The sequence below is a fragment of the Mycobacterium sp. TH-M11 genome (assembly GCF_057473725.1).
Genome location: NZ_JBYCLD010000037.1, coordinates 1 through 11,656, shown reverse-complemented (window position 1 = coordinate 11,656; position 11,656 = coordinate 1). Strand labels below are relative to the sequence as shown.

Below are 11,656 nucleotides of genomic sequence, written 5' to 3'. Positions count from 1 at the left end.
TCAGCTGGAACGGGCAGCCGGTCGCCGAAGATCCGGGACTGCTCACCGAGCTCTTCGTCGACGTGCGCGACGTGATCACCGCGCCGCAGATGGCGATGTTCCACATCTGGGAGGCGCTGCTCAGCGGGGGTCCGACGACATTCCTCGACGCGATCCAGGCCGGCGCCGACGATATCGGCGCGGCGGTTCTGCAGTTCCCCCTCGCAGTGTGGAACGACGTACTCGACGCCATCTGACCTGGCCAGCAAACGAGACAGCCCCGCACACGAGGCGCCGTTGCCGCCGCTGCCGGGGGTGTTACGGCGCGGAGCCAAGATTCACTTACGGAATCCAACGACGGGCACGCGCATTTTCTGCGGCACCGGAAGGGTTCACGCATAAACGGATTAGATATTCGATTCGAGTTTGCTGGCACAACAAATCCCGCAAAAACAATGCGTCGAATTCGGACCTCGGCGGCGTCCCGTGGCGCGCCACCGAGCAACACCCTGGACGCCCTTGTTGCCGCTGCCCTCGTTCGAGAGATCGCGATCAGTTGGAGACCGGCGAAATAGTTCCGCCGCGAGGCGGCCGACTCGGCAAGCGCAGCTCTGCCGCCACCACTGTGCGACAGCACGCCCCCATAGAACATCGGCAAGAATGCCGAAATCTCGCTGGTATCGTGACGCGGAGACCTGGCGGTAGAAGTACCTAGATCACGGAAAGTAAGCCTTAGGACTGCACGGATGCACAGCTGATCCATCCGGGGGGAATGGAGGGTGTTGCCCGCTTGCGCGAGCATCCTTGCCTCTGAGAGACGGTAAATGATGTCGGATGCGAGTGCGGTGCTTTCGTCACCTTCCCGGGCGCGAACGGTCCTTGTGGTCAGCCCCGGAGACTCCCGGCCGCAATGGCAGCCCCCGACTGAGTCATTGACGACCGGGCTGTCGTGGCTGGAAAGTACTCTCGCCGAAGCGGTTGCCGCCCATGGTGGCGAACGGCTGGTGGAGGAGGACCACGAAGATAAGTTCGCCGCCGCGTTCGCAGACGCCAGTGATGCAGTGGCCTGCGCCATGGCTCTGCAGGGCGCTCCCGCGGCACCGATTCGGCCGCGGATCGCTCTGCACACCGAGAAGTTGCCGTTGGTCGAGCCGTGCGCACACCCGCGATCCCTGGTGAAACGTGCTGCACGGCTCTGCGACCTGGCCCATAGCGGTCAGACGTTGTTATCGGAAACAGCCCGGCGATTGATGGCTGATCGGCTGCCCTCGGAGACCTGGCTGGTTGAGCTGGGATCCTTTCGGCTGCGTGGCATACCGTATCCGGAGCGGGTGGCGCAGCTCTGCCACCGCGATCTTGCGATCGACTTTCCGCCGCTTCGAACCGGAAATGCGGGGCACGAGCCTTACTTTCCGACGCCGCTGACGAGTTTCGTCGGACGCGATGCGGAGTTGACCGAGCTGCGTCGGCTGGTTGATGGCAACCGTCTTGTGACGCTGACCGGCTCTGGCGGAGTGGGCAAGACGCGGCTCGCGCTGCAAGTGGCCGAGGAGTTTGTCGACCGTTTCCGCGATGGAGCATGGTGCGTGGACCTGGCGCCGATCAGTGATCCGGATCGGATTCCCGAACGAGTGACACACGTGTTGGGCCTGCCTGATCGACCGGACCGCTCCCCGGTCGACGCCCTGGTGCACTTCATCGCAGACCGGCAATTGATGCTGGTGCTCGACAATTGCGAGCATCTACTGGACGCGTGCGCGCGACTGACCGATACCTTGTTGGCCGCCGGCGCAGAGCTGACCATCGTGGCGACCAGTCGCGAACCTCTCGGCGTAGCCGGCGAAGTGACCTGGAAAACCCCTTCGCTCTCGCTCGGCGACGAGGCTGTCGAGTTGTTCCGGCAGCGCGCTCGGCTGGTCCGGCCGGGTTTCACCGACACCGATGGTGATGCTGCCTTGGTAGCCGAGATCTGTCGGCGCCTAGACGGGGTGCCGTTGGCGATCGAACTTGCCGCGACCCGGGTTCGAGCGTTGTCACTGGCCGAGATCGCCGACGGGCTGGACGAGCGCTTCCAACTGTTGACCGGTGGTGCGCGCACGGTGGTCCCACGCCAACAGACACTGAGGGCTTCGGAGGACTGGTCGCACGACTTGTTGAGCGAACCCGAGCGCGTGGTGTTTCGCCGTTTGGCGCCATTTCGGGGTGGTTTCGACCTTGATGCGGCCCATGCTGTGGCTGGCGGCACTGACCTGCCGCGCGGACTGATCATCGACAAACTCACCCAGCTAGTGGACAAATCGCTGGTGATAGCCGACAGCACCGGAGAATCGACACGCTTCCGAATGTTGCAGACCGTGCAGCAGTACGCCTTGGAAAAGCTCGAGAAGGCCGGGGAATCAGACGCCATCCGGGCACGCCACCGTGATCACTACACAGCCCTGTTCGGCTCCGAGGTGACCGCTGGGTACGGCTGGCACATTGCGCAGGCGGAACTCGAGATCGACAACCTCAGGGCGGCTTTCACGTGGAGCCGCAACCATGGCGAGCCGGAGCTTGCCGCACGTCTCGCCTCATCACTACTCCCGCTGTGGATCCACAGCCGGACGCTGGAAGGACTGGCATGGTTCAACGCGGTGCTCGTCGGCGCCACGATGGCGCCTGGCGCGCGTGCCCGCGCACTCGCGGACAAAGCGATCTTCGACGCGTTGATCGGGAATTACGGGCAGGTCGAGCAGGCAGAGGAATCGGTTTCGATCGCACGGCACCTCGATGAACCGGGACTGCTTGCCTGGGCGCTGGCCGCCTGCGGCTTCACCTGTAGCTACAGCCCCGAACTCGCCCTGCCCTACTTTGAACAGGCCATCGCGCTGTCCCCGGCAATGAACGACGATTGGCGGTTGAGCCAGATCTATGGCGTGCAGGCGTATTCGGCGTTCGTGGCCGGGGACCTCGATACGATGCGGCTCGCCGCTGAAAAAGGGGCAGTCCTCGGCGATGCGGTCGGTGACTGGTCGGTTGCTCGACTGTGCCGCCTTTGCCTGGCACTGGCGCATCTGCACCGCGCAGAGCTCACGCTGGCGGCCGAGCAGGCCCGCCAGGTAGCCACCGAGGCCGAGGCTGCACACGACCCGCTGTTCAGCTCCCAGAGTCTGACCGTCCTGGCCGAAGCCCTCGCGTGCCAGGGGGATATCCGCGGGGCGCACGCGGCGGCAGGTGCATGTGTCGAGGCCGCTGCCGAACTGATCGACTTCCACCGCGCGTTCGGCTTCGGCGCGGTTACGGACACATTCCTCGCCGCCGGTGATGTGGCCGGGGCGCTCAGTGCAGCTCGGGCGGCATGCGACGCGTGCGCGCTGCCCCAACTACTGGCGATAAACGGCAATCCGGTCGCTCGCGCCGCACTGGCATCCGGCGACCTGGCCGCGGCGCGCCGTTGGGCCGACGACGCATTGTCCGTGAGTTCGGGTATGCATCGGATACTGCTGCTGGAGATTCGTGGCCGAGTGGCCATGGCCGAGGGTGGGTTTGATCAAGCCGAACGAGATGCCAGGGACGCGCTGGCGGTGGCGGCCGACACTGAGGCAACTCTGGGCGTCCCGGATCTGATCGAACTACTGGCATCGGTGGCCGCGGCCACTGGGCGACACCACGACGCAGCACGGCTGTTCGGCTCAGCGGTGAGCGCCCGTGATCGCACCGGTGCGGTCCGTGCCAGGGTCTACGACGCCAGCTACGAAACCGCTGTCGGAACGCTGCGAGAAGTGATGCAGCAGAATGACTTTGAGCGGCTTTGGGCTCAGGGCAATGCCCTGTCGACGGCTGAGGCCATTGCGTACGCCTGCCGAGGCGACGAAAAGGGCAAGGACAAATCCAGACGCCCGTCTAGCGGTTGGGCGTCGCTGACCCCGGCCGAACGTAACGTCGTTCGGCTTATCAGTGCTGGTCTCCGAGACAAAGACATCGCTGCGCAACTGAACGTCTCACCCCGAACGGTGCATTCGCACCTGAACCGGATCTACACCAAGCTCAACATCTCGTCCCGCCTGCAACTCGCTCAAGCAGCAGCGCAAGCGCAACACACCTGACACAACGGTGTTATTCCCGCGAGCCGTCTGCGCGGTGATCGATTCAGGCAGGCCCGGCAAGCCGTCATAGCAGACGAACAGGATGTTACGACCACCCCGGTTGCGCAGTTCGGTGAGCACCCTGGGCAACACGACATAGACTTAACTCACCAGAAAGGTGCTCCTCGAACTGGACTGATTCAACGTTTGGCAAGTCGAATTATCCCAGCTCAGAGCACCTTCCCTCATTCACAACATGCAACCGGCACGAAAGCACAGGGCTAGAGGACGATAGATGTCAGCGAACCCGAGCGAAGCGCATTCGCCGTCTTCCACAGCGCGAACAGTCCTCGTCGTCGGTCCCGGCGACCTCCGCCCACCCTGGCAATCTCTGACGGAGTCGTCGACGACCGGCCTCTCAGGACTACAAAGCACGCTCGCCGAGGTCGTGACCGCCCATCGTGGCGAACGTCTAGCGGCGCAGGACCGCGGAGACAAGTTTGCCGCCGGGTTCGTGGAAGCTGACGACGCGGTGGCCTGTGCACTGGCTTTGCAGCGTGCGCCCTCGGAGCCGATCCGGCCCCGGATCGCAATACACACCGACGAGCTGCCGCTAGTTGACCCCTGCGCACGCCTGCGAGCCCTGGTGAAGCGCGCGGCGCGGCTGTGCGATCTGACCCACGGCGGGCAGACGGTGTTGTCGGAGACAGCCCAGCAATCGATCGCGAATCGGCTGCCACCGACGGCATGGCTGGTTGATCTCGGGGTGTACCGGCTACGCGGCATACCGTATCCGGAGCGGGTCACGCAGCTCTGCCACCCTGACCTCCCCACTGACTTTCCGCCGCTTCGAGCCGGAAAAGCGTTGCCTGAGCGGTATTTTCCAACTCCGCTGACAAGTTTCGTCGGACGCGAAGCCGAGCTGAACGAACTGAGGCTATTGGTTGCCTCCAACCGTCTCGTGACATTGACCGGCTCCGGCGGAGTCGGCAAGACGCGGCTGGCGCTGCAACTGGCCGATGATTTTGTCGACAAGTTCCGCGACGGAGCCTGGTGCGTGGACCTGGCGCCGATCACCGATCCGGATCTGGTCGCCGAGCGAATAGCGCACACGTTCGGCCTGCCGGATCAGACTGACCGCTCCCCGGTCGACACCCTGGTCCGCTTCGTCGCCGACCAGCAATTGCTGATGGTGCTCGACAATTGCGAGCATCTGCTGGATGCGTGTGCGCGGCTGATCGACACGCTGTTGGCGGCCAGCGCGGAACTGATCATCGTGGCGACCAGTCGGGAACCCCTCGGGGTGGCCGGCGAGGTGACCTGGCCAACTCCGTCTCTGTCGCTAGCCGACGAAGCAGTGGAATTGTTCACCCAGCGCGCCTGGCTGGTCCGGCCCGAATTCGCCAGCACCGACGACGGGGCCGCCACGATAGTTGAGATCTGTCGACGCTTGGACGGGGTGCCGTTGGCGATCGAACTTGCCGCGACACGGGTTCGAGCGTTGTCGCTGACCGAGATCCGCGACGGACTCGATGAGCGATTGCAGCTGTTGACCGGTGGTGCACGCACGGTGGTGCCGCGCCAGCAGACCCTGCGCGCCTCAATTGACTGGTCACACGACCTGCTCAGCGAACCGGAAAGGGTCGCCTTTCGCCGGCTGGCGGTATTTTTGGGTGGGTTCGACCTCAGTGCCGCCCACGCGGTCGTCGCCGGCACTGATCTGACGCGCAATCAGACCCTTGCCTGGATTACTCAGCTGGTCGACAAATCGCTGGTGACAGCCGATAGCACCGGACCCACCACACGCTATTCGATGCTGGAGACGGTGCGCCAGTACGCGCTGGAGAAGGTCGACGAAGCCGGCGAGACCGATACGCTTGGCCGCCGCCACCGCGACCACTACACCGCACTGTTCGAAACCCAATCGCCTGACGGCTATCAATGGCATATCAAGCAGGCCGAAATCGAGATTGACAACCTGCGGGCAGCGTTCACCTGGAGTCACGAACACGGTGATACCGAGCTGGCCGCTCGCCTCGTATCAGGGCTGCTGCCACTGTGGATCCACAGCCGGAGCCTGGAAGGACTCGCCTGGTTCAACGCCGTTCTGACCGGCGGCGCCGCGGTGGCACCCGCCATCCGTAGCCGCCTGCTCGCCGACAAAACCGTTTTCGAGGGGTGGAGCGGGTCCTACGATCGCCTCGATCAGGCCGAGCAGGCCGTGGCGATCGCACGCGACCTCGACGACCCGGCATTGTTGTCTTGGGCGCTGGCCGCCTGCGCCTTCACCAACTGCTATAGCCCCGAGATCGCCCTGCCCTACTTCCACGAGGCGCTCGAACTCGCTCCCGCTCCCGTTCCCGGCGACTGGCGCTTAAGCCAGATATACGGCGCCTACGCCTACTCCGCCTTCGTCGCGGGCGACCTGGACACCCTGCGTCAAGCCGCCGAACAAGGACGTAACCTGGCGGAAGCGGTCGGCGACTGGTCAGCCTCACGACTCTGCCGATTTTGCCTGGGCTTAGCAGACCTGCTGTCCGGGGAGCTGGCGAAAGCTGCCACTGCGGGCCAGGAAATGGCCGCCGAGGCGGCCGCGACACACGAGCCGTTTTTCGCAGCGAAGGGCCTGATGCTGCTGGCCGAGGCCCTGGCACGCCAAGGTGACACCAGCGGAGCTCGCCGCGCTGCACAAGCAAGCGCCGACACCACTGTCAACCAAGCCGCCTTCCACCGCGGCATCAGTCTGGGTGCGTTGGTGGACGCAGCGTTGGCTGCCGGTGATGTGCCGGCGGGACAACTGGCCAGCGATATTGCGTGCGAGGCGTGCGCCCTACCGCACCTGCTGGCCATCAACGGCAACCCGGTGGCCAGGGCTGCGCTGGCATCCGGTGATACGGTCGCAGCGCGCCGCCGGTCCGACGAAGCGCTCTCGTTATCGTCGGGGGTGAACCGGCTCTTACCGCTGGAGACACGTATTCGGATCGCTATCGTCGAAGGCGACTTCAAGCGGGCCAAACAAGACGCCCTCGAGGCCTTGGAGATCGCCAGCCAGACCGGCGCATATCTGGCGATTCCCGAGGTGATCGAGTGCCTGGCAACGCTGGCGGCGAGCGCCGGTCGATACCGCGACGCGGCGCGACTGTTCGGATCGGCAGTTGCCATCCGCGACCACACCGGTGCCGTCCGCTTCAAGATCTATGACGCCGACTACACCGTAGCGGTCGACACCGTGCGAAAATCGATGGGGCAGCAGGATTTTGAGAGCCGGTGGGCCGAGGGCGCCGCAATGCCGCCGGCGGAGGCGATCACCCACGCGCGCCGCGGTGACGCAAAGGGCAAGGGCGAATCCAGACGCCCGTCCAGCGGATGGGCCTCGTTGACCCCGGCCGAGCGCAATGTCGTCCGGCTCATCAGTGCCGGTCTCCGCGACAAGGAAATCGCCGCCGAACTGAGCCTCTCACCCCGAACCGTGCACTCGCACCTGAGCCGGATCTACACCAAGCTCAACATCTCGTCCCGCCTGCAACTCGCTCAAGAAGCGGCGCAACACACCTGATGCACTAGGCGATACGAGAGTCGGGTTCGACTTGCGCCCACCGCTTCCAGTGCCGGTATTCCTCGGCGCTCAGTTCCCGGCCGAGCAGATTGGTGACAGCGACACTGTGCTCCAGGTAGAGCTCCTCGTTGCGTCGCCATGCCTGCAGATAGCGGTAGAACGGCAACCACGGATGCAGATGGTGGATCAGGTGGTAATTCTGCGACAGCATCAACGGCGCCAACAGCCATTCCATCCCCACCCGCAGCCGGGTGGCACGGTATCGGTTTCCCCGCTGGGTCTCATCGAGCCCGTGATGCGGAAGCCAATCGAAGGACCACCCGATGATGAAGATGCCGATGCGCTGCGGAATCAACAGGACTATCGCAAGAGTCCAGAAATGTTCACTAACGACAGCAGCGCCGATACCGACCACCGTCGCCATGGACAGCAGCAGCGTTTCGGCCACCTCGGCCACCGGGCGACGCCAGGAATGACGCACTCGCTTCCAGAGCTTGCGGATGTACCAGGACGCGTAGAAGAGGTCGATCAGCGCCCAACGGAACGGCAGCTGCCAGGCCGGCGCGTGCGTGGCGAACATGTCCGGGTCCCGGTCCGGGTCGTTGGTGTGGCGGTGGTGCTCACCGTGCACATACCCGAACGCCGGCAACGAGAACGGCAATATGACAAACAGCCAGGCCAGTCGACCGACCACCGTGTTCACCCAGCGCACCGAACACAGCGAACGGTGCAACGCCTCGTGCGCCACCGAGAACATCACATAGGTGACCGCGGTGCTCAGTGGGACCGCGGCCCAAATCGGAAGGAACCCGTCGACAGTGCCGGCCACCACCAGCACGAAAACAGCGAGTGCCCCCAACGCAAGCCCGAAGGTAGGCCACGCGAAGGCCGGCATCCCCTCGCCAGGATGCGGGTGCCGCTGACGTCGGGTCGTCGCCGGCGGGTCTTCCGCGGTCTCGAGCACCGACACACGACCTCCAGCGACAGCAATTCATGAAAAACGGGCATGTAAAACGAGAACAACTGAGAGCCTACGTCACGCCCCGGCCAGGCTTGGGACGCAAGCCTGCAATGGCCGGCTAAGTAACTATCACAATATTGACGCCAACGTATAACGCCGCTGGTCCGCGCATCAGGACTTTCGTCCCCAGGACTTTAGGCTCCGTACACCGGCACCGGCGGACGTGATTGAGCTAACAGGTCGGCGACGACCGGCCCCAACTCCGCGGGATCCCAGCGGGCGCCCTTGTCGGCCTGCGGGCCGTGCGCCCAACCCTCGGCGACGCGGATCTTGCCGCCCTCGACCTCGAAGACCTTGCCGGTCACGTCCTTGGATTCCACACTCCCCAGCCACACCACCAGTGGACTGACGTTCTCCGGCGCCATCGCGTCGAAGGTCTGGCCCTGGGTGTTCATCATGTCGGCGAACACGGTCTCGGTCATCCGGGTGCGCGCTGACGGGGCGATGGCGTTGGCGGTGACTCCGTAGCGGCCCATTTCGGCCGCGGCGACCAGGGTCAGCGCGGCGATGCCGGCCTTGGAGGCGCTGTAGGTGGCCTGCCCGACGCTGCCCTGCAGGCCGGCGCCCGAGCTGGTGTTGATGATGCGGGCGTCGACAGTTTCGCCGGCCTTGGACTTGGCCCGCCAGTAGGCGGCGGCGTGCTTCATGGTGGCGAAGTGGCCTTTGAGGTGCACGGCGGTGACGGCGTCGAATTCCTCTTCGGTGGCGTTGGCGAACATCCGGTCCCGCACGATACCGGCGTTGTTGACCAGCACGTCGAGTGTGCCGTAGGTGTCGACAGCCTGCTTGATCAGCGCCTCGGCCTGGCCCCAGTCGGCGACGTTGGAACCGTTGGCGACGGCTTCGCCACCGGCCGCGACGATCTCGTCGACCACGTTCTGGGCGGCGCTACCGCCGCCGGCCGGCGAACCGTCCAGGCCGACGCCGATGTCGTTGACCACCACTCGGGCGCCCTCGGCGGCGAAGGCCAGCGCGTGCGCCCGCCCGATTCCGCCGCCGGCTCCGGTGACGATGACTACGCGGCCGTCAAGAAGTCCCATGGCTGCTCTCTCCTTATTTGTTAGCGCTATTTGTTAGCGCTGGATGCGTCGAGGTAGGCGGGGTTCTCTCCGCCGCCGTGCACGGTCAGGCTGGCGCCGCTGACATAGGACGCCAGGTCGGAACTCAAAAATGCTGCTGTCCAACCGATTTCGGATGGTTTGGCCAACCGTCCCAGGGGCACGGTGGCGCCGACGGCTGCTACCGATTCGGCGTCGCCGTAGAACAGCTCGGACTGTTCGGTTTCGACCATGCCGACCACGATCGAGTTGATCCGCACCTTCGGAGCCCATTCGACGGCTAACGATGTGGTCAGGCTATCCACCCCGGCCTTGGCCGCACCGTAGGCCGCGGTGCCAGGGGACGGTCGGTGGCCGCTGACACTGGTGATGTTGACGATCGAGCCGCCGGTGTCCTGGGTCTGCATGACCGCGTTAGCGTGCGTGGACACCAGCAGGGCGCTGAGCAAATTGAGCTCGATGATCTTGCGGCTGAAATTGGCCGACGCATCTGCCGCAAGTGCGAACGGGGAGCCGCCGGCGTTGTTGACCACGATGTCGATCCGGCCGTGGGTGGCCACGATCGCCCCGATCAGACCCCTCACGGCGTCGTCGTCTCGGACGTCGCAGGAATGGAACTCATAGGGGGAGCCGTCCACCGGGCGCCGGGCGCAGGTCACCACCGTTGCGCCCTGATCGGCGAAGACGGCACTGATGCCCGCGCCGACGCCGCGCACTCCGCCGGTCACCAGGACCACCTTGCCGGTCAATCCGAGGTTGATCGCTTCACCCACTGTGCTAGCGTACCAAGCAAGTGCTTGCTTAGGTATCTAAGGCCCCAATACGACAGGGAAGTCCGCCCATGCCGATCACATCCAAAACCGTCGAACCGGGGATCGTCGCGGTCACCGTCGACTACCCGCCGGTCAATGCGCTGCCGTCGCGGGCCTGGTTCGAGCTCGGCGAGGTCATCACCGCCGCCGGCAACGACATGAAGACCCACGCGGTGATCCTGCGCGCCGAGGGCCGCGGCTTCAACGCCGGCGTGGACATCAAGGAGATGCAGGCCACCGAGGGCTTCACCGCGCTGATCGACGCCAACCGCGGCTGCTTCGCGGCGTTCAAGGCCGTCTACGAGTGCGCGGTGCCGGTGATCGCCGCGGTCAACGGTTTCTGCGTCGGCGGCGGGATCGGCCTGGTCGGCAACGCCGATGTGATCGTGGCCTCCGACGACGCCAAGTTCGGCCTGCCGGAGGTCGAACGCGGCGCACTGGGCGCGGCCACCCACCTCTCCCGGCTGGTGCCGCAGCACATGATGCGCCGGTTGTTCTACACCGCGGCCACCGTCCCCGCCTCGGTCCTGGCCAACTACGGCTCGGTGCACGAGGTGGTGCCGCGCGCCGAGCTCGACGAGGCCGCGCTGCGAGTGGCCCGCGACATCGCATCCAAGGACACCCGAGTGATCCGGGCGGCCAAGGAAGCCCTCAACCTCATCGATGTGCAGAAGGTCAACAGCAGCTACCGCATGGAGCAGGGCTTCACCTTCGAGCTCAACCTCTCCGGTGTCGCCGACGAGCACCGCGACGAGTTCGCCGGGACCGAGAAGGGCGCTAAGAAATGAGCAAGGTAACGACCCTCGACGACGCCGTCGCGGAACTGCGCGACGGCATGACGATCGGTATCGGCGGCTGGGGCTCGCGCCGTAAGCCCATGGCGTTCGTCCGCGCCATCCTGCGCACCGACGTCAAGGATCTGACCGTAGTGACTTACGGCGGACCGGATCTGGGTTTGCTGTGTTCGGCGGGCAAGGTGCGCCGGGCCTACTACGGATTCGTCTCCCTGGACTCCGCGCCGTTCTACGACCCGTGGTTCGCGCACGCCCGCACCACCGGGGCCATCGAGGCCCGCGAGATGGACGAGGGCATGCTGCGCTGCGGACTGCAGGCCGCCGCCCAGCGGCTGCCGTTCCTGCCGATCCGCGCCGGGCTGGGCAGCTCGG

The 11,656-nt window shown here is 65.2% G+C and carries 6 protein-coding genes and 2 pseudogenes; 5 read left to right on the top strand and 3 right to left on the bottom strand.

Features of this window, described 5'->3' with window-relative positions; genetic code table 11:
• The 3 genes and pseudogenes from AC2VOG_RS01600 to AC2VOG_RS01590 form a co-directional block, all read left to right on the top strand.
• Nucleotides 1–236 (top strand): annotated as a pseudogene (locus tag AC2VOG_RS01600) (histidine phosphatase family protein); the annotation flags it as partial.
• Nucleotides 237–911: 675 nt separating this feature from the next.
• Nucleotides 912–4,064: a helix-turn-helix transcriptional regulator gene (locus AC2VOG_RS01595; RefSeq protein WP_486938166.1), complete on the top strand. Its 3,153-nt coding sequence runs from the start codon at nt 912–914 to the stop codon at nt 4,062–4,064.
• 427 nt (nt 4,065–4,491) lie between these two features.
• Nucleotides 4,492–7,599, top strand: coding sequence for a helix-turn-helix transcriptional regulator (locus AC2VOG_RS01590; RefSeq protein WP_486938165.1), 3,108 nt, complete (start codon nt 4,492–4,494; stop codon nt 7,597–7,599).
• 4 nt (nt 7,600–7,603) lie between these two features.
• Here the strand turns inward: AC2VOG_RS01590 and AC2VOG_RS01585 are convergent, their stop codons facing one another.
• From AC2VOG_RS01585 to AC2VOG_RS01575, 3 genes are all read right to left on the bottom strand, one after another.
• On the bottom strand, nt 7,604–8,563 hold the full coding sequence (locus tag AC2VOG_RS01585) for a fatty acid desaturase (RefSeq protein WP_486938164.1): 960 nt from the start codon (nt 8,561–8,563) through the stop codon (nt 7,604–7,606).
• A gap of 191 nt (nt 8,564–8,754) precedes the next feature.
• Nucleotides 8,755–9,660, bottom strand: coding sequence for an SDR family oxidoreductase (locus AC2VOG_RS01580; RefSeq protein ID WP_486938163.1), 906 nt, complete (start codon nt 9,658–9,660; stop codon nt 8,755–8,757).
• Nucleotides 9,661–9,686: 26 nt separating this feature from the next.
• Complete coding sequence (locus AC2VOG_RS01575; protein ID WP_486938162.1) at nt 9,687–10,451, bottom strand: SDR family oxidoreductase; 765 nt, start codon at nt 10,449–10,451, stop codon at nt 9,687–9,689.
• Between the two features lie 68 nt (nt 10,452–10,519).
• Here AC2VOG_RS01575 and echA20 point away from each other — a divergent pair, with 68 nt between their 5' ends.
• Nucleotides 10,520–11,278, top strand: coding sequence for a (7aS)-7a-methyl-1,5-dioxo-2,3,5,6,7,7a-hexahydro-1H-indene-carboxyl-CoA hydrolase (echA20, locus tag AC2VOG_RS01570; RefSeq protein WP_486938161.1), 759 nt, complete (start codon nt 10,520–10,522; stop codon nt 11,276–11,278).
• Nucleotides 11,275–11,656 (top strand): annotated as a pseudogene (gene ipdA / locus AC2VOG_RS01565) (cholesterol ring-cleaving hydrolase subunit IpdA); the annotation flags it as partial. The gene echA20 and the pseudogene ipdA, both read left to right, overlap by 4 nt.

Excerpts from the sequence above, each read along its gene's own strand:
- AC2VOG_RS01580 (WP_486938163.1), bottom strand. The coding sequence starts at position 9,660 with ATGGGACTTCTTGACGGCCGCGTAGTCATCGTCACCGGAGCCGGCGGC.
- echA20 (WP_486938161.1), top strand. The coding sequence starts at position 10,520 with ATGCCGATCACATCCAAAACCGTCGAACCGGGGATCGTCGCGGTCACC.